20 protein-coding genes are annotated in these 20689 nt (G+C 72.8%); 8 read left to right on the top strand and 12 right to left on the bottom strand.

Translation table 11 applies throughout. The features are described 5' to 3' along the window. Positions 1-21: 21 nt before the first annotated feature. Positions 22-780 carry a metallophosphoesterase family protein gene (locus FHR37_RS30300; RefSeq protein WP_092886183.1) on the bottom strand — a complete coding sequence of 253 codons (759 nt, stop codon included), beginning with the start codon at positions 778-780 and terminating at the stop codon, positions 22-24. A 3-nt stretch (positions 781-783) separates the two neighbouring features. Further along, a complete protein-coding gene (locus tag FHR37_RS30295; RefSeq protein WP_237768966.1) occupies positions 784-2214 on the bottom strand; it encodes a sulfatase family protein in 1431 nt (476 codons plus the stop codon). Positions 2215-2277: 63 nt separating this feature from the next. Between FHR37_RS30295 and FHR37_RS30290 the strand changes: the two genes are divergently transcribed. Both FHR37_RS30290 and FHR37_RS30285 read left to right on the top strand, forming a co-directional pair. After that, positions 2278-2703 (top strand): VOC family protein, encoded by a 426-nt coding sequence (locus tag FHR37_RS30290; protein ID WP_092886179.1) that lies wholly within the window; start codon positions 2278-2280, stop codon positions 2701-2703. 105 nt (positions 2704-2808) lie between these two features. Then, positions 2809-3861: an FAD-dependent monooxygenase gene (locus FHR37_RS30285; protein WP_092886177.1), complete on the top strand. Its 1053-nt coding sequence runs from the start codon at positions 2809-2811 to the stop codon at positions 3859-3861. A gap of 283 nt (positions 3862-4144) precedes the next feature. On the opposite strand, the gene FHR37_RS30280 is transcribed toward FHR37_RS30285, so the two are convergent. From FHR37_RS30280 to purB, 3 genes are all read right to left on the bottom strand, one after another. After that, the gene (locus FHR37_RS30280) at positions 4145-5026 is read right to left on the bottom strand and encodes an NAD(P)-dependent oxidoreductase (RefSeq protein WP_092886175.1); all 882 of its coding nucleotides are present in this window, start codon (positions 5024-5026) and stop codon (positions 4145-4147) included. A gap of 104 nt (positions 5027-5130) precedes the next feature. Then, the gene (locus FHR37_RS30275; protein WP_092886173.1) at positions 5131-5796 is read right to left on the bottom strand and encodes a hypothetical protein; all 666 of its coding nucleotides are present in this window, start codon (positions 5794-5796) and stop codon (positions 5131-5133) included. Positions 5797-5877: 81 nt separating this feature from the next. Then, positions 5878-7317 carry an adenylosuccinate lyase gene (gene purB / locus FHR37_RS30270; protein ID WP_092886171.1) on the bottom strand — a complete coding sequence of 480 codons (1440 nt, stop codon included), beginning with the start codon at positions 7315-7317 and terminating at the stop codon, positions 5878-5880. Between the two features lie 173 nt (positions 7318-7490). Here purB and FHR37_RS30265 point away from each other — a divergent pair, with 173 nt between their 5' ends. Together FHR37_RS30265 and FHR37_RS30260 are read left to right on the top strand one after the other, a co-directional pair. Next, positions 7491-8282: an LLM class F420-dependent oxidoreductase gene (locus FHR37_RS30265; RefSeq protein WP_092886169.1), complete on the top strand. Its 792-nt coding sequence runs from the start codon at positions 7491-7493 to the stop codon at positions 8280-8282. A 242-nt stretch (positions 8283-8524) separates the two neighbouring features. Then, a complete protein-coding gene (locus FHR37_RS30260) occupies positions 8525-8809 on the top strand; it encodes a DUF1540 domain-containing protein (protein WP_092886167.1) in 285 nt (94 codons plus the stop codon). Between the two features lie 33 nt (positions 8810-8842). On the opposite strand, the gene purD is transcribed toward FHR37_RS30260, so the two are convergent. The 3 genes from purD to FHR37_RS30245 are packed head-to-tail and all read right to left on the bottom strand — an operon-like array spanning position 8843 to position 11878. Further along, positions 8843-10111 (bottom strand): phosphoribosylamine--glycine ligase, encoded by a 1269-nt coding sequence (gene purD / locus FHR37_RS30255; RefSeq protein ID WP_092886165.1) that lies wholly within the window; start codon positions 10109-10111, stop codon positions 8843-8845. Positions 10112-10150: 39 nt separating this feature from the next. Next, the gene (locus FHR37_RS30250; RefSeq protein WP_092886163.1) at positions 10151-10555 is read right to left on the bottom strand and encodes a PIN domain-containing protein; all 405 of its coding nucleotides are present in this window, start codon (positions 10553-10555) and stop codon (positions 10151-10153) included. 39 nt (positions 10556-10594) lie between these two features. After that, positions 10595-11878 (bottom strand): adenylosuccinate synthase, encoded by a 1284-nt coding sequence (locus FHR37_RS30245; protein WP_092886325.1) that lies wholly within the window; start codon positions 11876-11878, stop codon positions 10595-10597. A gap of 252 nt (positions 11879-12130) precedes the next feature. Here FHR37_RS30245 and FHR37_RS30240 point away from each other — a divergent pair, with 252 nt between their 5' ends. Beyond that, positions 12131-13135: a diacylglycerol/lipid kinase family protein gene (locus FHR37_RS30240; protein WP_175542676.1), complete on the top strand. Its 1005-nt coding sequence runs from the start codon at positions 12131-12133 to the stop codon at positions 13133-13135. Positions 13136-13190: 55 nt separating this feature from the next. Continuing rightward, positions 13191-14063 carry an aldo/keto reductase gene (locus tag FHR37_RS30235; protein ID WP_092886159.1) on the top strand — a complete coding sequence of 291 codons (873 nt, stop codon included), beginning with the start codon at positions 13191-13193 and terminating at the stop codon, positions 14061-14063. Positions 14064-14072: 9 nt separating this feature from the next. Here FHR37_RS30235 and FHR37_RS30230 read toward each other — a convergent pair whose 3' ends face one another. From FHR37_RS30230 to FHR37_RS30220, 3 genes are all read right to left on the bottom strand, one after another. Continuing rightward, on the bottom strand, positions 14073-14489 hold the full coding sequence (locus FHR37_RS30230) for a DUF3151 domain-containing protein (protein ID WP_092886157.1): 417 nt from the start codon (positions 14487-14489) through the stop codon (positions 14073-14075). A 638-nt stretch (positions 14490-15127) separates the two neighbouring features. After that, positions 15128-16153, bottom strand: a complete 1026-nt coding sequence (gene fbaA, locus FHR37_RS30225; protein ID WP_092886155.1) for a class II fructose-bisphosphate aldolase — start codon at positions 16151-16153, stop codon at positions 15128-15130. A 126-nt stretch (positions 16154-16279) separates the two neighbouring features. Then, a complete protein-coding gene (locus tag FHR37_RS30220; RefSeq protein ID WP_092886323.1) occupies positions 16280-17047 on the bottom strand; it encodes a GntR family transcriptional regulator in 768 nt (255 codons plus the stop codon). A 148-nt stretch (positions 17048-17195) separates the two neighbouring features. Between FHR37_RS30220 and FHR37_RS30215 the strand changes: the two genes are divergently transcribed. Then, the gene (locus FHR37_RS30215; RefSeq protein ID WP_175542674.1) at positions 17196-18239 is read left to right on the top strand and encodes an SIS domain-containing protein; all 1044 of its coding nucleotides are present in this window, start codon (positions 17196-17198) and stop codon (positions 18237-18239) included. 378 nt (positions 18240-18617) lie between these two features. Continuing rightward, positions 18618-19466: an rRNA adenine N-6-methyltransferase family protein gene (locus FHR37_RS30210; protein ID WP_092886153.1), complete on the top strand. Its 849-nt coding sequence runs from the start codon at positions 18618-18620 to the stop codon at positions 19464-19466. Positions 19467-19488: 22 nt separating this feature from the next. Here the strand turns inward: FHR37_RS30210 and FHR37_RS30205 are convergent, their stop codons facing one another. Next, a complete protein-coding gene (locus FHR37_RS30205) occupies positions 19489-20304 on the bottom strand; it encodes a GAF and ANTAR domain-containing protein (protein ID WP_092886151.1) in 816 nt (271 codons plus the stop codon). Positions 20305-20689: the final 385 nt, after the last annotated feature.

Genomic DNA, 20689 nt, shown 5'->3' with positions numbered 1-20689 from the left:
GCCTGGGCGTACGTCACGAGATCAGGGGCGGCGGCCGTCGCGCGGTGCCATCACCTCGAGCGCGTCCGCGTCGGAGGCCCGGGAACGCAGGTAGTAGTCGGCCCACTCGGCCGCGTCGGGGTAGCCGGACTCGCGGGCCACCCGCTCGCTCGCGGCGTCCACGTCGAACTCCGTCCTCCGCAGGCTCACCCCCGGACCGAGCAGCGCCCAGTGCGCACCCGCCCCGCCGTAGGGCATCCCGACGCTGCCGGGGTTGACGACCAGCCGGCGGTGCGCGAGCCGGGCGTACGGCATGTGGGTGTGGCCGCAGACCACCGTGCGTACGCCGGGGTCGAGGCCGGCCAGCACCTCGGTCCACCGGTCCAGCCGGGAGTCGACCACGACGACCTCCTCGTCGTCGCGCGGGGTGGCGTGGCAGAACACCACCGGCCCGAGACCGTCGATCTCCAGCAGCACCGACGTGGGCAGCTCCGCGAGCCGTGTCAACTGGTCCTTGCGCAACTGCCCGGCGGCCCACCGGGCCACCGGGTCGTCGGTGGCCATCGTGCCGGTGGCGGCGTACTCCACCAGCTCGCGGTCGGCGTTGCCGCGTACCCACAGCGCACGGTCGCCGAGGGCTGCCAGCGCGTCGAGGGTCTCCACCGGCTGCGGGCCGGCGGCGAGGTCACCGGTGAGCACGATCCGGTCGGCCGCGCCGACGTCCGGCTCGGCCAGCACCGCCTCCAGCGCGGGCAGCACACCGTGGATGTCGGACAGGACGGCGACGGTTCGCGGCGACATGCGCTACCCGATACCCATCTCGACCTGCCAGGCCCGGTGCCGCGCGGTGAGCTCGGCGACGACTTCGGGGTGCTCGGCGGCGAGGTCGCGTTCCTCGCCCACGTCCTCGCCGAGGTGGGTGAGCCGGTCACCGACCCCGACCTCGGCGTGCTCGGTCCGCAGCAGCGCCTGCGCGTGCGGTCCGTCGTCGGCGTGCCGGAGCTTCCAGTCGCCGTGGCGGACCGCCCACTGGAAACCGCAGTCCCAGTGCAGCGCGTCGTGCCCGGGCGCGGCCGGCTCACCCCGCAGCGCGGGCAGCTGGTCGACGCCGTCGCCGTGCTCCCACGCGGACGGGTCGGCACCCGCGGCGGACAACAAGGTGGGATACAGGTCCAGCGTGCTCACCAGCCGGTCGTTCCGTCGCTCGCCCGGCGTACCCCCGACCTCTCCGGCCGGCCAGCGGACCAGGAACGGCACCCGGATCCCGCCCTCCCACAACGTGTACTTCGTTCCGCGCAAGGGTGCGTTGACACCGAAGTTGCAGGTGGATCCGCCGTTGTCGGTGGTGTAGACGACGATCGTGTCCTCGGCCAGGCCGCGGCTTTCCAGCTCGTCCAGCAGCCGGCCGATCTGGGCGTCCATGAGCTCGAGCTGGGCGAGGTAGTACGCCCGACCGTCGGGCAGACCGGGCCAGATCGCGCCGTCGTACCAGTCGACGTACTCCGACACCCTGGGATCCCAGTCGTCGACCTTCGTCAACCCGCGCTTGACAAGCTCCTCCTCCGGCAGCTGGAAGCAGAAGTTGTGCACCGCGTTGAAGGCCATCATCAAGAAGAACGGCTCATCCTCGTGCCGGGCCACGAAGTCACGCGCCCGGGCGCCGATCTCGTCGGTCAGGAAGCCGTCCAGCTCCGACTCCTCGTCGCCGTCGAGCATCGGCTGCACGGCCATCCGCCACGACGCCTCCGGCCCGTACCGCTCCACCGCCTCCCGGGAGTGGTGGAGGTAGTTCAGCCGGCCCATCTGCTGACCGGCCAGGCCGTACCAGCTCTCGGCGAAACCGTGGTGCGGCGGGCAGGCACGGTCCCCGCGTCCCTCCTTGCCGTAGTGCACCTTGCCCAGGTAGCCGGTGGCGTAGCCGATGCCGGCGAAGCGTTCGGCCAGCGAGGGCAGGTGGTCGGGGAACGCGCTGGTGTCGAACCACCGGGCGCCCCACCGCTGCTGGTACTGCCCGCCGATCAGCCCGGCGCGGGACGGGCTGCAGATCGGCGCGGTGACGTACGCCTGGCCGCAGGTGACACCGGTGGCCGCCAGCCGGTCCAGGGCGGGAGTTCGCACCCGCGGGTCGATGCCGAGTGCGCCGCGGTCGGCATACCCGTGGTCGTCGGACACGATGAGCACGACGTTCGGCCGCCGGGACGTCGGAGCCGGCGCGGGTCCAGAAGCTGAGGCCATGGCCGCCATCCTCCCGCCGACGTCGTGCGATCACCCAACGGGAACGGCGATAACGTCGGCCGGGTGACCGCACCTGGACAGCCCGACCGGACCGAGCAGCCCGGGCAGCTGCACCACGTCGAACTCTGGGTCGCCGACCTGGCCGCCACCAAGGAGAGCCTGGGCTGGCTGCTGGGTGAGCTCGGCTGGACCGTCTTCCAGGACTGGGCTGCCGGGATCAGCTGGCGGCTCGGCCCGACCTACCTCGTCGCCGAGCAGTCGCCCGCCCTGCGCCCCGGTCCGCACGACCGGCGGCTCCCGGGCCTGAACCACCTGGCGTTCCACGTCGCCGACCGCGGCCAGGTCGACCGGCTGGTCGCGGCCGCGCCGGCGCACGGGTGGACGCTGATGTTCGCCGACCGGCATCCGCATGCGGGTGGCCCCGAGCACTACGCGGCGTACCTCGAGGACGGCCAGGGATTCGAGGTGGAACTCGTCGCCGCCGGGTGACCGGCCCGCTGCTGGTGTGCGACGCTCGCCAGAACGCCAGACAGAACGTACGACCGCACGCCCGGCAGGGAACTCGACAGGAACTCGACAGGGGGAGTCGAACTCATGACGAAGGTTCTCGTCGCCGGCGGAGGCGTCGCCGGCTGCGCCACCGCGCTCGCGCTCCACCAGGCAGGCATCCCGGCGGTGGTGTACGAGGCGCACCCGTCCGGCGGCGACGACGCCGGTGCCTTCCTGACCGTGATGGCCAACGGCATGGCCGCCCTGGAAGCGATCGGCGCCGGCCGTCGCGTGGTCGACGCCTCCTACCCCGCCGGCGCGGTGGAACTCTTCGACGCCGAGGGACGGCACCTGCGGCACCGGGCGATCGAGGGACCGGCCCGCACGCTCCGCCGGGCCACGCTGTATCGCGTACTGCAGGACCTCGCGGCGGCCCGCGGCATCCGGGTCGCGCACGGAAAACGCATGACGGACGCCCGGCCGGCCGACGGCGGTAGCGGTGTCGAGGTGTGGTTCGCGGACGGCGACCACGCCGAGGGCGACATCCTGGTCGGGGCCGACGGCATCCATTCCCGTACCCGGCACCTCATCGATCGGCAGGCACCGACTCCGCGCTACACCGGCCAGCACGTCGTCTACGGGTACGCCGACGGCAACCCGGTCGGCAGTGCGCCCGACGCGTACCACATGGTGTTCGGCACCCGCGCGTTCTTCGGGTTCACCGCACCCGGCGACGGGCGTACGTGGTGGTTCGCCCGCGTCACCGGCGAGCGCGGCCCCGGCGATACCACCGCCGAGCAGTCGCGCGACCTCGCCCTCGCGGCGGTACGCGACGACGCCACCCCCGCCGCGGCGATCATCGAGGCGACCGGCCTCGGGGAGGTCGTGGGCGGTGACTCGTACGACATCCGGACCACGCCGCACTGGCACGACGACCGGATGGTGCTGGTCGGCGACGCCGCGCACGCCGCGTCACCGGCAGCTGCCCAGGGGGCGTCGATGGCGCTGGAGGACGCGGTCGCGCTGGCCGCGGCGCTGCGCGAGCACCCCGACCCCGCGGCCGCCTTCTCCGCGTACACCGCACTCCGCCGGCGCCAGACCGAGGAGACGGTGGCCGCCAGCGCACAGCTGGCCCGGGAGCACGGTTCGAGCACCTGACTCGCCCGAGGAGTGCGGGACCGCCGCGCGCAGCGGCAGTCCCGGCCCGGAATTCTTCCGCGGAAGAATCGCCGCGGAAGATCGCCCAGCACATGGCCGAGCTGCCGGAGCCGATGCGGGCGGCCGGGGGGGTGGCGAAGTGTGAAGAGGCCGGGTGGCGATACCCACCGTGAACCTTCACGCTTACGGCTCGGGCCGGCTGCTCCCCCGAAAGCGTGAAGACCCCGGGTGGGCATACGCCCCGCAAGTCTTCACACTTCGCCGCGAGACGCCCCGACCCGGCTCACATCAGGCCGGCCATCACCACCGCGAGTGCCCGGGCGTCGTCGGCGGAGTGCCCCGCGCCCATCGCCCGCTGGCAGGCTTCGCGCGCCGCACCGGTCAGGGCGAGGTCGTCGGCCTCGGCCAGGCACAGGTCGAGGTCCTTGCGCAGCAGACCGAGTTCGAAGTTCGCCGGCTGGGCCTCGCCGCTTTGCATGATGGCCCGGATCGGCGGGAACGCCGTACCGAGCGGGCTGGCCTCGATCAGGGAGTCGACCAGCGACTGTTCGAGGTCCAGCTGCCGGCCCAGGCGCAGCGCCTCCCCGATGGCGGCGATCGAGGTGCCCAGGGTGAGGTTGACGACCAGCTTCGCGGCGCTGCCGGTGCCGACCGGGCCGACCAGCTCCACCCGGTCCGGGTCGCCCCACAGGCCGAGCAGCGGACGGGCCCGTTCGAAGTCCGCGGGATCCCCGCCGGCGAAGACCCGCAGCGTCCCCTCGGTGGCCGGGGCGACCGAACCGTAGACCGGCGCGTCGACGTAACGCAGGTCGTGCTCGGCCAGCCGGGCCGCGACCTCGCGGGCCGCGGTGGGTCCGATGGTGCTCGAGTCGATCACCAGGGTGCCGGGCTCGGCGGTGGTCACCACACCGTCGTCGGGGTCGAACAGCACCTCGCGTACGGCATCGGGGGTGGCCAGCATCAGGACGACCACCTGCCGGCCGGCCGCCGCGTGCGCCGGGGTGTCGGCAACCCGCGCGCCGTCGCGCCCGAACGGCTCGGCCTTGTCGCGGGTGCGGTTCCACACCGCCAGGTCGTGCCCGGAGGCCAGCAGGTGCCGGGCCATCGGCGCGCCCATCCGGCCCAGTCCGAGGAAGGCCACCTTCGGGAGGTTCGTGTCGGGCATCGCTGCTCCAAGCTGTCGGGGTCGCCGTTCCGGTAGGTCCTACCCGGAGGCGGCCGCGCCGACCGTGGATCAGCGGGTGAGCGGGGTCACCATCACCGACTGGGTTAGCGCCTCGGCCCGTACACGCGGTAGCACCACTCCTCGTTCCAGACGTGCGGATACACGCCGTACTGGAAGTACGCCGCGACCGAGCGGATCGGGTACCTCGCGTGGTCGTGCCAGAGCCACCAGAGCGGCAGCACCGTCGCCGCCGCGTAGTTGACGAGCACCGACGGCACGTACGCCGGACCGAACAGCCGGGCCTGCAGGACGTGGCCGCGTTCGTGGGCGAGCAGCGCACGGGCGGCCGGAGTCGCGGCGGGGGCGGCGATGCCGGCGACCACCGTGCCGACCGTGGTGACGTACCTGACGCCGTTCATCGCCGGCAGCGTTCTCCCGGCCAGGTGCACGGTGCCGCCGTGCCGGCTCAGCTCCGCGACCACGCGGTTTCCGGCGAGCAGGTTGCCGGTGAGCAGGACCGCCCCCAGCCAGGTGTTCGGCAGGCTCCAGGTGAGGTCGGCGACGTACCGCGTGATCCCACGGACGGAGGTGAGGTCGTACGGCTCGAACGCCGCGACCGCCCACCCGAACGCGGCGCCGGGCACGCCACCGGCCGCCAGTCCCGCGACCAGTCCGGAGCGTCCGCCCGCCAGGGCGCCGAGCGCGCCGCCGACACCGGCCGGCACCGCGGCCGCGACCACGCCCGCGCAGACCTTGGTCCACCGCCTCATCGCCGGCGCCTCCCTCCCGCCTCCCCGCAGAGGTTCCGCTCCAGGATCGGCCCGGGCGCGGCGGGAATCCAGAGAAGCGCCCTAGAGGATCGCCTCGGGTGCGTACGCCGCCGCCTCCGGATAGCGCTCGGCCACCTCCTGCGCCCGGCGGACGACCTCGGCCACCTGCGCCGACGCCGCGCCGGTGAAGGAGAGCGGGTCGTCGACCAGGGCGTCCAGCTCGCCCCGGGACAGGCCGAGCCGGCCGTCGTCGGCGAGCCGGTCGAACAGGTCGTTGCGGTCGACACCCTTCTCCCGCATCTCCAGCGCGACCCCGACCGCGTGCTCCTTGATCACCTCGTGCGCGGTCTCCCGGCCGACACCTCGGCGTACCGCCGCCATCAGGATCTTGGTGGTGGCGAGGAACGGCAGGTAGCGGTCGAGCTCGCGCTGCACGACGGCGGGGAACGCACCGAAGTCGGCGATCACGGTGAGGAACGTCTGGAACAACCCGTCCGCGGCGAAGAACGCGTCCGGCAGGGCGACCCGGCGGACCACCGAACAGGACACGTCACCCTCGTTCCACTGGTCGCCGGCGAGTTCGCCGACCATCGACAGGTAGCCGCGCAGTACCACGGCCAGGCCGTTCACGCGTTCACACGAGCGGGTGTTCATCTTGTGCGGCATCGCCGACGAGCCCACCTGGCCGGGCCGGAAGCCCTCGGTGACCAGCTCGTTCCCGGCCATCAGCCGGACGGTGGTGGCGAAGCTGGACGGCGCGGCGGAGGCCTGGACGAGCGCGGACAGCACGTCGAAGTCCAGCGACCTCGGATAGACCTGGCCCACGCTGGTGAGCACGCGCTCGAAGCCGAGGTGTTCGCTGACCCGGCGCTCGAGTTCGGCCAACCGCGAGGCGTCCCCGTCGAGCAGGTCCAGCTGGTCCTGCGCGGTGCCGACCGGCCCCTTGATGCCCCGCAGCGGGTAGCGGCCGAGCAGATCCTCCAGGCGTTCCAGCGCGACCAGCAGCTCGTCGGCCGCGGAGGCGAACCGCTTGCCGAGCGTGGTGGCCTGCGCCGCGACGTTGTGGCTGCGCCCGGCCATCACCAGCGTGGAGTACTCCGCGGCCCGGTCGGCGAGGCGTACGACGGTGGCGACCACGCGGTCGCGGACCAGCTCCAGCGACGCGCGCACCTGCAGCTGCTCGACGTTCTCGGTGAGGTCGCGGCTGGTCATGCCCTTGTGGATGTGCTCCTGGCCGGCCAGGGCGCAGAACTCCTCGATCCGGGCCTTCACGTCGTGGCGGGTCACCTTCTCCCGCTCCCGGATGGAGTCCAGGTCCACCTGGTCGACGACGCGTTCGTACGCCTCGACGACTCCGTCGGGCACCTCGACACCCAGCTCCTGCTGGGCCCGGAGCACGGCCAGCCAGAGCCGGCGTTCGAGCACGATCTTGTGCGCCGGCGACCACAGGTGGGCCAGCGGGGCGGAGGCGTAGCGGGCGGCGAGGACGTCGGGGATCACAGGCTGCGGCACGCCACCCATTGTCTACCGGGTCGGCTGCCGGCGATCTGCCGGTGCCGCGGAACCCCAGCGAACCCGAGCGAACCTCCGCGAACCGGTGCGAACCGGGCCCGAACCCGGCGCCTACGGGCCGGCCGCCGCACCCGGAGGACGCCGTCCGGTGAGTACCAGCCGGGCGGCATACGCTGGCCGCCATGACCACACCCGCACGTGTCGCCGTTCAGATCCAACCGCAGCACGCCGACTACGCCCAGATCCGGCGGGCGGTCGCGGCCGCCGAGGAGGCCGGGGTCGACGTCGTTTACAACTGGGACCACTTCTTCCCGCTGTCCGGTGAGCCGGACGGCCTGCACTTCGAGTGCTGGACCATGCTCGGCGCGTGGGCCGAGGCGACCTCCCGGGTCGAGATCGGCGCGCTCGTCACCTGCAACAGCTACCGCAACCCCGAGTTGCTCGCCGACATGGCCCGCACGGTGGACCACATCAGCGACGGCCGGCTGATCCTCGGCATCGGCGCCGGCTGGTTCGAGCGTGACTACAACGAGTACGGCTACGAGTTCGGCACCGCCGGCAGCCGGCTGAACGAGCTGTCCGAGGCGCTCCCCCGGATCACCGCGCGGTGGGCGAAGCTCAACCCGAAGCCGACCCGCGACATCCCGATCCTGATCGGTGGCGGCGGGGAGAAGAAGACCCTGCGCTACACCGCCGAGTACGCCTCGATCTGGCACGGCTTCGGTGACGCCGAGACGCTCAGCCACAAGCGCGAGGTGCTGGACCGCTGGTGCGGCGAGGTCGGCCGTGACCCGGCCGCGATCGAGCGCTCCGCCGGCGTCAGCGGCTCCCCCGACGAGGTGGCCGAGGGCATGGTGGCCGCGGGGATCACGCAGTTCACGGTCGGGGTGTCCGGCCCGGACTACGACCTCGCCGAGGTCCGCGACTGGATCGCCTGGCGCGACGACCACAACAAGCAGCTCACCGCGAGCTGAGCACGGCACGGTTCGACGAGGACAGACACAACCCACAGCGGTCCCGGCGCCCAGCAGGCGCCGGGACCGCGGTGCGTCCAGCCTCTTGTGTGATGGGCAATTCCGCGAACACGCCAATCCCGGTTCCGGTGGGTGGTGCATCCGTAGCGTGGGGCGGGTACGCCGGAAGCGAACGGTGAACGACGCGGACCTGCCGCGCCGGCCGGACGACAACCCGAAGACGACCGGAACCGGGGGCCACCATGGACATGCCCGTCGTGCACAACTGCGCGGCCGACTCCTGCGCCTACAACCGTGACCAGGCCTGCCACGCGCTGGCCATCACCATCGGCGACTCGCAGATGGCCGCCTGCGACACCTTCTTCGGCATTCCCCGCAAGGGCGGGGTGCCGATGCCGGCCGGCCAGGTCGGCGCCTGCAAGATGGACGACTGCCAGCACAACGTCGACCTGGAGTGCCAGGCGCCGGGCATCAGCGTCGGCCGTCTGCACGACTCCGCGGAGTGCATGACGTACCAGCGCGCGTAGCGCCCGCACGACACGTCTCGTCCGGCGCCGCCGTTACGCCGTGGGTACGGCGATCTCGCCCAGCGCCGCCCTGGCGGCGATGTCACTGCGGTGGTGACCGCCCTCGACCGAGATCCGGGCGACCGCGTCGTAGACCCGGTCCCGCGCCAGTCGCAGGTCCGACCCGTACGCCGTCACCGCGAGCACCCGCCCGCCGGCGGTGACCAGCCGGCCGTGGTCGTTTCGCGCCGTACCCGCGTGGATGACGTCCACGCCCTCCAACCGGTCGGCCTCCTCCGCGCCCTCGATCGGGTCGCCGCGCCGGGCGGTCTCGGGGTATCCGGCGGAGGAGATCACCACGGTGACCGCGGCGCCGTCCCGCCAGCGCGGCGGCTCCGCGTCGGCGAGCCCGCCGGTCGCCGCGGCGTACAGCAGCCGGCCGAGCGGTGACCTGAGCAGCGACAGCACGACCTGGGTCTCCGGGTCGCCGAACCGGCAGTTGAACTCGATCACCCGGATGCCGCGCGCGGTGAGCACGAGCCCGGCGTAGAGAACACCGACGAACGGCGTGCCCCGGTGCCGCAGCTCGTCGACGGTGGGCTGCAAAACGCGGGCCACCACGTCGTCGACGAACCCGGGCGGCGTCCAGTCCAGCGGTGCGTACGCGCCCATCCCGCCGGTGTTGGGCCCGGCGTCGCCCTCGCCGGCGCGCTTGAAGTCCTGCGCGGGTACCAGGGGTACGACCGTGGTGCCGTCACAGATGCCGAACAGCGACACCTCCGGACCGGCGAGGTACTCCTCGACCACCACGCGGTCGCACCCGGCCGCGTGCGCGAGCGCCGCGTCCCGGTCCTCGGTGACCACGACACCCTTGCCGGCCGCGAGCCCGTCGTCCTTCACGACGTACGGCGGACCGAACGCGTCCAGCGCGGCGGCCACCTCCTCGGGCTTCTCGCACACGTGCGCCATCGCGGTCGGCACACCGGCGGCGGCCATCACCTCCTTGGCGAATGCCTTCGACCCCTCGATCCTCGCGGCCGCGGCGGACGGGCCGAAGCAGGGAATCCCGCGCTCGCGTACGGCGTCGGCGGCGCCGGCGACCAGCGGCGCCTCCGGCCCGATCACCACCAGGTCGACCCCCAGCCGCGCCGCGAGGTCGGCGATCGCGGCGTTGTCGGCGAGGTCCAGCGGATGGATTCCGGCGAACGGCTCCATGCCGACGTTGCCCGGCGCCACGTGCAGGCCCGACACCTCCGGATCGCGCGACAGAGCGAGAGCGAGCGCGTGCTCACGGCCACCGGACCCGACGAGGAGTACGTCCATGGCCACGACCCTAGGGCATGGCTCGAGGCGGGCTTCCGGTCAGTCGTGGCCGGGCGGCGGGTAGACCGAGCGCGGCCCGGTCACCTCGGCGCCGAGTGCGCGGACGCGGGCGCGCAACTCGCGGTCGGCGGTCACCACCACGACGCGTCTCGTGCCGGGTTCGGCCGAACGCACCAGGTCCACGATCGCGTCGTCGCCGGAGCCGCGCGCCGCAACGACCCGGACCGCCGGCGTACCCGGCACGTCCCGCGCGGCGCCCTCGGTGACCAGCACCACCTCCGCGGGCGGGTCGACCACACCCGGCAGCCCGGCCGCGGCGACGCCGGACAGCGCGTCCCGGACCCGGCCGGCCGCACCGGAGCGATCCCGCCACCAGCCGTCCGGCACCGAGCCCATCACGTTGGCGGCGTCCACCACCACCAGCGCGGGCAGGTCGCCGCCCATCAGCTGAGTCCCCCTTGGGCTAGGACAGGCCCTGCGTGCTCAGACCAGCGGGCGGAGCGAGATGACCTCGTCCCGGCCCGGTCCGACACCGATGCCGGCGACCGGGGCGCCGATCAGCTCCTCCAGCCGGTGGACGTACGCCTGCGCCGCCTTCGGCAGGTCGTCGAACGTCCGGCAGCCGGAGATGTCCTCCCACCAGCCGTCGAGGTACTCGAAGATCGGCCGGGCGTGGTGGAAGTCGGTCTGCGTCATCGGCATCTCGTCGTGGCGTACCCCGTCGACCTCGTACCCCACACACACCGGCACCCGCTCGAAGCCGGACAGCACGTCCAGCTTGGTGACGAAGTAGTCGGTGAAGCCGTTGATCCGGGTGGAGTAGCGCGCGATCACCGCGTCGAACCAGCCACAGCGGCGAGCGCGTCCGGTGGTGACGCCGTACTCCCCGCCGACCTTGCGCAGGTGCTCGCCGTCGGCGTCGTGCAGCTCGGTCGGGAACGGCCCCGCACCCACCCGCGTCGTGTAGGCCTTGAGCACGCCGACCACCCGGTCGATCCGGGTCGGGCCGACACCGGCGCCGATGCACGCACCGCCCGCCGTCGGGTTGGACGAGGTGACGAACGGATAGGTGCCGTGGTCGACGTCCAGCATCGTGGCCTGCGCACCCTCCAGCAGCACGACCTTGCCGTCGTCGAGCGCCCTGTTGAGCACCGCCGAGGTGTCGGTCACCTTGGGCCGCAGCTCGTCGGCGTACCGCAGGAAGCCCTCCACGATCTCGTCCACCGTGATGGCGCGGCGGTTGTAGACCTTCACCAGCAGGTGGTTCTTCTGCTCCAGCGCACCCTCGACCTTCTGGCGGAGGATGTGCGGGTCGAAGAGGTCCTGCACGCGGACGCCGACCCGGTTGACCTTGTCGGCGTACGTCGGGCCGATGCCCCGGCCGGTGGTGCCGATCTGGTTCTTGCCGAGGAAGCGTTCGGTCACCTTGTCGACCGTCGCGTGGTAGGGCGCGATGAGGTGGGCGTTGGCCGAGATCAGCAGCCGGTCACAGCTCACGCCGCGCGACTCCAGCATGGCGATCTCGTCCAGCAGCACGGCCGGGTCGACGACGACGCCGTTGCCGATCATCGGCACGCAGTCGGGCGTGATCACACCGGAGGGCAGCAGGTGGACGGCGTAGGACTCGCCGTCGACGACCACGGTGTGGCCGGCGTTGTTGCCGCCCTGGTAGCGCACGCAGTAGTCGACCGATCCGCCGAGCAGATCGGTGACCTTTCCCTTGCCCTCGTCACCCCACTGGGCGCCGACTAGCACGATCGCGGGCATCAGGTGGTCCTTCCGGTGGCGGTACTCGGGCTGCGGGCACCGCGGGGGTTGTACGCAGGTCTTGAACATCGCGGTGCGGGCACGCACAATCGCAGATCACGGCCCTTGCGCGGGCAAGGGTAGTCGACGCTCGGACGAGGCCCCGGCAGTAGGGCCGCCGGGCGCCACCGGTGGCCCGGGCGGCATCTCGCGGATCCGGGCCATGATCCGCAAGGCCAGCCTCTTCGAGGCAGTGACGGTAGGGTGCCGGACGTGGAGTCCCTGCTCGTGGTGACCAACCCGGACGGTGATGGTTCGGGCGGACAGGGGATCCCGGACGCGATCATGGAGGCCATCGGCGTCCTGCGCAGACAGGCAGACGTCCATGTCTGCAAGGTATCCATGCCGGGCGACCTGGACGGCGCCCTGCACCGCCGCGGCGGCCGCAAGATCGTGGTGGCCGGCGGCGACAGCGACCTGCACACCGTGGTCGGCGCCCTGCACAAGCGCAACGAACTCGACGCCGCGGTCCTCGCGATCCTCCCGGACGGTCCGGAATCGGACTTCGCGCGGTCGGCGGGCATTCCCGGCGACCCGGCACGAGCCGCCGACGTCGTGCTCCACGGTGTGGAACGCCGGTTCGACCTGCTGGAGGACTGCCGCGGCGACATCGTGGTGAGCACCGTCCACCTCGGCGTCAGCGGACGGTCCCACCGGCCGCGGATCTGGCCGATGCGGTCCGCGAGCGGGGAGGCCGCCACCGACGGCCCGGGCGGCGCCAACGGGGCGGGCCTGGCCGGGATTCCCGTGCTGTCCGCGCTGCACGCCCTGCACGACGCGGACCACCCGCGGGCCCGGCCGTTCCACGTCCGGATCGAGGCCGACGACCGGGTGGTCACCGACTTCGACCGGCCCGTACTCCAGGTCGCCGTCACCAACTACACGTCGGCGGACGGAGCGGCCGAGGGCGCTGCCGGCCCGGGCGGCGGGCCGGACCCGGACCGGTCGGCTACGGATGCCGAGCGCGCCGACGGGTACGTCGACGTGGTGGTCAACTTCGCGGTCGATCCGATCGCCCGGGCCCGCAGGGCACTGAAGCTCGGCCACGACAACACCGGCGACAACAACGACACGGTGACGGTGCGGGCGCGCCGGGTGAGCGTGGCGGGCCAGCGCTTCCGGCTCAACTCCGACGGCCAGGACAGCGGCTCCGAACGCCGGTGCACCTGGAACGTCGTACCCCAGCGCCTGCGGGTGATCGTCCCCGCCAGCAGCTGACGGCGCGCCCCTCTCACCGGCCACACCCCCACCCGAAGACAGCGGAAGGTCACACATGCAACTGCGTCAACTCGGCGACGTCCAGGTCAGCGCCATCGGGCTCGGCGGAATGCCGATGTCCATCGAGGGCCGCCCCGACGAGGCTCGCGGCATCGCCACCATCCACGCGGCCCTGGACGCGGGCGTCACGCTGATCGACACCGCCGACGCCTACCACCAGCACGCCGACGAGGTGGGTCACAACGAGTCGCTCATCGCGAAGGCCCTGAAGTCGTACGGCGGCAACGCCTCCGACGTCCTGGTGGCCACCAAGGGCGGCGCCCTGCGCCCCGGCGACGGCTCCTGGACGCTGGACGGTTCACCCGAACACCTTCGCGAGGCCTGCGAGGCGTCGCTGCGCCGGCTGGGCGTGGACGCGATCGGGCTGTACCAGTTCCACCGGCCGGACCCCAAGGTGCCGTACGCGGAGTCCGTCGGCGCGCTCCGCGACCTGCTGGACGCCGGCAAGATCGCGATGGCCGGGATCTCCAACGCCGACCCGGACCAGATCCGGCAGGCCCAGGAGATCCTCGGCGGGCGGCTGGCCTCGGTGCAGAACCAGTACTCCCCCGCGTTCGTCAGCAGCCGGCCCGAGCTGGACCTGTGCGACGAGATCGGCATCGCGTTCCTGCCGTGGAGCCCGCTCGGCGGCATCAGCGGCGCTGCCGACCTCGGCGACAAGTTCGCGGCGTTCGAGGAAGTGGCCGGGGCGCACGACGTCAGCCCGCAGCGCGTCTGCCTGGCGTGGATGCTGGCCACCTCGCCGGTGGTGTTCCCGATCCCGGGTTCCAGCCGCCCGGAGACCGCCCGCGACTCCGCGGCAGCGGCCGATCTGGTGCTCACCGCGGACGAGCAGGCCGCGCTCGACGAGGCCGTCGGCGTTTCCTGACCTGACGGGTCAGCCGGCCAGGCCGAGTTCCTTGGCGGCGGTGGCGCTGGACTCGGCCAGGAAGGTCGAGCAGCGTTCGGCCTCGTCCCTCTCGCCGATCGAACCCGCCGCCTTGGCCAGCGCGCCGAGCGCGCGGAGGAAGCCGCGGTTGGGCACGTGCTCCCACGGCACCGGACCGTGGCCGCGCCACCCGCTGCGCCGCAGCGAGTCCAGGCCGCGGTGGTAGCCGACCCGGGCGTACGCGTAGGCGTCCAGGTCGCGCCCCTCGGCGAGCGCACGCTCGGCGAGGATCGCCCAGGCAAGGGAGTACGTCGGGTGGGCGCGGGCGACGTCGGCGGCTTCCGTGCCCTCGTCCAGGGCGGCGCGCGCGGCGGTGTCCTCCGGGAGTTCGGTGGCGGGCGGCTCGCCCAGCAGGTTCATGCTCATGGGCCCATCCTGCCGTCTGCGTGGGTGCCTGCCCGCGCCGCCCGGTCCGCCTGCCCGGTCCGAGCGCCCTACCCGGGTAGCCAGGGACCGGTGCCGCACGACACCAGGATCATTCGCGCCGGTCCCGGAAAGCGTGAATCTTCCGGGTGGCCCTGACCACCGCCGGGCTTCACACTTCCCCCCGCGCGCACCCCTCCCACGCGAAGCGTGAAAGGACCGGGTGGCCCTGACCACCGCGGGTCTTCACGCTCCGGCAACGAAGACGACGTGGACATAGTCGCGGCGACGCCCCTCGTAGGCCCGGGATTACCGGGTCGTCCGAAGCGTCGCCGCTGTCCATTAAGTTTCGCGGACCTGACGAAACGCGCGCAATACTCCAAGCGGGGAGAGTTCCCGGTAATCGTGGCCGGATGCGGCCGTCGTACCACGCTGCCGGTAAACGTTGATCAAACGGCACGGTAAACGTTGCATCCCACGGCGACAAGAAGGTGACACGGCGCGGCGAAGGTGGCCTCCCGGCCACCGCCCCAGCCCGCGCCACACCGGCCCGGAACGCGAAGGAGCCAGGACGGTGGACACCCTCCCGGCTCCTTCACACACCTACTCGGCCGGCCCGGCGAAGGGCCGGCCCGGCGGCGTCACTTCCCGAGCGTCGTACCGGTCGAGCGGAGGTTCTCGCAGGCCTCGGAGACCCGCTTGGCCATCGTCGCCTCGGCGGCCTTGCCGTACGCACGCGGGTCGTACGCCTTCTTGTCGCCGACCTCGCCGTCGATCTTCAGCACGCCCTCGTAGTTGCGGAACATGTGGTCGACCACGCCGCGGGTGTAGGCGTACTGCGTGTCGGTGTCGATGTTCATCTTCACCACGCCGAAGTCGAGCGCGGAGCGGATCTCCTCCAGCAGCGAGCCTGAGCCGCCGTGGAAGACCAGGTCGAACGGCTTGTCCTTGCCGTACTTCGCGCCGACCGCCTCCTGGATCTCCTTCAGGATCTCCGGGCGCAGCTTGACGTTGCCCGGCTTGTAGACGCCGTGCACGTTGCCGAACGTCAGCGCGGTGATGTAGCGGCCGTGCTCGCCCAGGCCGAGCTCCTCGGCCGTGCGCATGCCGTCGCCGACCGTGGTGTAGAGCTTGTCGTCGATCGCGCCGACGATGCCGTCCTCCTCACCACCGACCACTCCGACCTCGATCTCGAGGATGATCCGGGCCGCGGCGGCCTTGGCCAGCAGGTCCTTGGCGATCTGGAGGTTCTCCTCCAGCGGCACGGCCGAGCCGTCCCACATGTGCGACTGGAACAGCGGCTCCTCGCCGCGCTTCACCCGCTCCGCCGACAGCTCGAGCAACGGCCGGACGAACTTGTCCAGCTTGTCCTTCGGGCAGTGGTCGGTGTGCAGGGCGATGTTGACGGGGTAGCCCTTGGCGACCTCACGGGCGTACGCCGCGAACGCGGCCGCGCCGGTGACCATGTTCTTCACCGTGGAACCGGACAGGAACTCCGCGCCGCCGGTGGAGACCTGGACGATGCCGTCGCTCTCCGCCTCGGCGAACCCTCGGAGCGCTGCGTTCAGCGTCTGCGACGAGGTGACGTTGATGGCCGGGTATGCGAACGCGCCCTCCTTGGCGCGGTCGAGCATCTCGGCGTAGGCCTCAGGCGTGGCAACAGGCATGGGCGCTCCTCGAACTGGTCTGTCGGTCCTGCTCACGCCAAGTATCGCCGAGCCGACCGTGCCCGGGCAGGCCACCCTCCGGCTCAGCGCGTCGCGGCGCGTGCCGGGACGCCTCCCGGGCGCGGATCAGCGGGCCGGCTGCCAGGGCACCCGGCCGGCGTCACTGGCCCGGGCGAGGTCGATGTGCACCTGGTAGCGGTCGCCGCGGTACCACGAGGTGATCTGTTCGACCGGACGGCCGCCGGCGGTGGAGGTGCGGTCCAGCGCCAGCAGCGGGGCGCCGACGGTGACGCCGAGAATCCGGGCGGTCTGCGCGTCGGCCACCTCCGAGCGCAGGGTCTGCTTGGCCGCGTCGATCACCACGCCGTAGGACCGGGAGAGTACGGCGTACAGCGACTGGGACAGGTCACGGTCGAGCAGGCCGGGCGCCCGGTCGGCGGCGTACCACCCGTCCTCCAGCGCCATCGGCACGCCGTCGGCGATCCGCAGGCGTTCGACGCGGTAGGCCGTCTGGGCCGCGGTCAGCCCCAGCGCGCGGCGGACCGGGGCCGGCGGAACGGCCTCGATCGAGCGCAGCACCACGGTCGCCGGCTCGTGGCCACGCCGGCGCATGTCCTCGGTGAACGACGTGAGCTCCAGCATCGAGTCGACCCGGGGTGCCGCGACGAAGGTGCCCTTGCCCCGGACTCGGTAGAGACGGCCCTCGGTGACCAGCTGGCCAATCGCCTCCCGCACCGTCATCCGGGACACCCGGTGCAGGGCCATCAGGTCGCGTTCGGACGGGATCGGCGCGTCCGGGGCGAGCTCGGCCTCGATCAGCGACTCCAGGATCCGCCGCAGCTGCGCGTGTTTGGGCACCGGACCGTCGGTGACCACCCGGTGACGTTCGTCCACCGTCGGCACCTCCCGTCCGGGCCGCCCACGAGGCGTTCTAGGGTCGCTCCGACACCGTGAGCAGCATCGTCGCGAGCATCGTGCCACGACGGCGCCATCACGGGGTACGCCCACACACGAGCCTCGCTGATGATTTCGGAGCCGCCGCATGACCACCCAGATGGCCCGGGAGATCGCTGAGCAGCCGGAGGCGGTTGCCCGGACCCTGGACGGTCTCCGTCCGCTGCGCGGCGAGCTGCACCGCCTCGCTGAGGGCACCCGCCACATCCTGTTCGTCGCCCGCGGGTCCTCCGACAACGCCTGCGTCTACGGCCGCTACCTGGTGGAGACCCACGCCCACCGGATGGCGGGACTGGCCGCGCCGAGCATCGCCACCCACTACCACGCCGAGGTCGACCTCACCGACGCGCTGGTCGTGTGCGTCTCGCAGTCCGGTGAGACCCGCGAGATCGTGGAGACCCAGGAGTGGGCGGCCGGGCGCGGCGCCCGGACGGTCGCGGTGACCAACGACGGCGAGAGCTCGCTGGCCCGGGGTGCCGACCTGACCCTGGCCACCGACGCCGGCCGCGAGCTCGCCGTACCCGCCACCAAGACCTACACCACCCAGCTCACCGCGATGGCCGTCCTGGCCACCGCCCTGGCGCCGGACCCGACCTCCCTGGACGCCGACCTGGCCCGGGTGCCCGCGCAGATGTCCGCGCTGGTCGAGCGGCGGGAGGGCGTGGACGCGGCGGCGGCCCAGCTCGCGAAGTCGGCGGAGACGCTGGTGTCCGGGCGCGGGCTGCTGTTCGGCACCGCGCTGGAGGTGGCGCTGAAGCTGGAGGAGACCTGCCTGCGGCCGGTCCGCGGTCTGTCGTACGCCGATCTGCGGCACGGCCCGATCGCGGTCGTCGACGCCGACGTGGCCGCGATCGTGGTCGCGGCGAAGGACGGCCCGGTGGTGGGCGGCCTCACCGAGGTCGCCACCGACCTCGCCCGCCGGGGCGCCACCACGATCGGGATCGGCGGCGACGCGGCGTTCGGCGCCGCGTGCGCGCTGTCGGTCCCGGGCCCCGACCTGCCGGAGATGGTGGCGCCGCTGGCCACGGTCGTGCCCGGGCAGCTGATGGTGGAGAGCCTCGCCCGCCGGCTCGGCCTGGACCCCGACGCACCGCGCGGGCTGTCCAAGGTCACCCAGACCGACGCGGGCTGAGGTCTCGTCCCTCTCGTACACCTTGAACGCCTGGTACCCCTGGAGCGCCGGCGGATCGCCTTGGCCCTCGACCGGATATTCGGTCGCGGGCCGTCGCGTACCCGCACTAGGGTCGCGCCCATGTGTGCGTTCAACGCGCTGTTCGTCCGCCTGCGGTTCACCGCCCCGCCGACCTCTCGGTGACGGTCTGACCCAGGCGTCCGCACGCTGACCTGGGCGTTTTTCCGGGCCGGCGTCTTCGGCCCGACCCTGCCATCTGGCCATCCGGCCTTCTGGCCTTCTGGTCTCAGGCCGACCAGGTGTTTTCCGACCTCCCGAGAGCTCTCGGTGGGGCCTCTTCCCAAGGCTCCCATCCGCAGCGCACATCTCGAGGACGTCATGCCTGCCCGCACGCCCCGCTCGTCCACCCCTGCCCGTCGTACCGACCGTCGTACCGACCGCCGTCCGTCCACCGCCAACCACCACGGGATCCACCTGCTGCGGTCCGGTACGGCGGTGCGCGGCCTGGTCGAGTCCGCCGCCCTCGGGCCGGACTCCCTCGTCCTGGACCTCGGCGCCGGCCCGGGCACGCTCACCGCCCCACTCGCGCGCACCGGCGCCCGGGTCCTCGCCATCGAACGCGACCCCGGATTCCTCGCCCGGCTGGAGCGCAGGTTCGGCGACCATCCGAACGTCCGGGTGGTGGCCGGCGACCTGACGAGAGTGCCGCTGCCAGGGCGGCCGTTCCAGGTGGTCGCGTCCATTCCGTACGACCTGTCCACCCTGCTGTTGCGCCGGCTGCTGACGGACGCGAACGGCGGCGGGAGCAGCCTGGCCGCCGCCGACCTGGTGATCGAGTGGGGCTTCGCCCAGCGCGTCAGCCGTGCGGCGCCCCGCGACCTGGAGACCGCCTGGTGGGGGGCCGCGTACGAACTGCGGGTCGTACGCCGGGTCCGGGCTGCGGCGTTCACGCCCGCGCCGTCGGTGGACTCCGCGCATCTGCGGGTGCGGCCCCGCCCCGGGCTCACAGGGCGGCGCGTTCGGCGGCTGCTGTACGCCATGCTGGCCGAGGCGTTCCGGTGCCCGGACCAACCGGCGCGCACCGTGGTCGCCGAGGTGGCGGGCAGGTCGGCGGCCGGCCGGATCCTCGGTGAGTCGGGCCTGGACCGGGGAGTTCGCGCGGGTGCGGTCCCGGCCGACCGCTGGGCCGGCGTCGCGCGTTCGGCGCTCGGCCTGTCCCGGCGGTGAAGCGGTGGCGGTGAGCGGTCGCCTACTTCCGCCCGCGCACCGCCGTCGCCGGGCGTCCCAGCACCGGGCGGGTGTCGACCGTGCCGTCGACGATCCCGTCGGCGAGGTCTGCCAGCCGGATGCGGTTGCGCCGGGCGTACCCACGCAGCTGGGTGAACGCCGCGTCCACCCCGAACCCGCCGCGCTCGGCGAGGATGCCCTTGGCCTGCTCGATCACCACCCTGCTGTCCAGCGCCGACCGCAGCTGCTGGGCCAGCACGCCGGAGTGCCGCAGTGCCCGCTCGCGTACGACAGTGGCGGCGGCGACGTCGGCCAGCCCCTGGGCGAGCGTCAGCGCGTCGTCGCCGGGCCAGGTCGCGGTCGCAGAACCGGTCGCGAGCTCGGTCGCGGATGCGGTGCGGTGGAGGGTGACGGCGCCGATCACCGCGCCCGGCACCCGCAACGGCACGGCGTACGTACCGGTGTATCCGGCGCCGAGCGCCAGCGCCGCGAACCGCGGCCACCGGTCCAGAGCCGAGCCCAGGTCGGGGGTGCCGACCGCGGCGAACGTGCGGTAGCAGTCCACGCCCGGACCGTCCGGCCCGGCCAGCGCGGCGGCCTCGACCTGGGCGACCACGTCGTCGGAGGAGGCGGCGACGCCCAGCGTCCCGTCGTCGTCGGCGAGCAGGACCCCGGCCGCGCCGACGTCCAGCAGCGACGTGGCACCGCGGACGAGCGACCCGAGGTGGCCGTCGGCGTCCCGGTCGTCGGTCCCCCGGTCGGCGGCGCCCTGGTCGTCCGGCGACCCCGCGAGCGCCACGAACGCCGCTATGAGTTCCCGCTCGGTCACTGTCCGCATTGCGCACACGTTAGACCTGATCGTCCGGCCTGTCGCCACCGGACCGGCCACGCGGCGAGGGAGGACTGCCGGGAGGCGAAAGGTGACGTTCCGAAACGAGAAGGTCACTTTTTGTCCGACAATCCGGTAACCCCGGGTTCCGGCACCGCTACCGGACCGCTATGGTCATCTCGCGATGGCCGAAGGTGGCCATCGCGGCAGCCGCCCGGGCCCCTGGCAGCGGCCACTGCCGGTTCGAAACGACGGCCCGCGCCGAACTGACATTTCGCCGAGCACCATGCCGTACGCCCGACGAGCCACGCGATCGCTGGAGGGGGCGACCGCAGGCCCCGGAGTGTCGTGCTGGTGCTGCCGGCCGGTGGTGCGGGGGACCTCCGCCGGCCCG

Source organism: Actinopolymorpha cephalotaxi, from assembly GCF_013408535.1.
GTDB classification, from domain to species: domain Bacteria; phylum Actinomycetota; class Actinomycetes; order Propionibacteriales; family Actinopolymorphaceae; genus Actinopolymorpha; species Actinopolymorpha cephalotaxi.
This window is presented reverse-complemented; position numbering and strand designations above follow the sequence as displayed.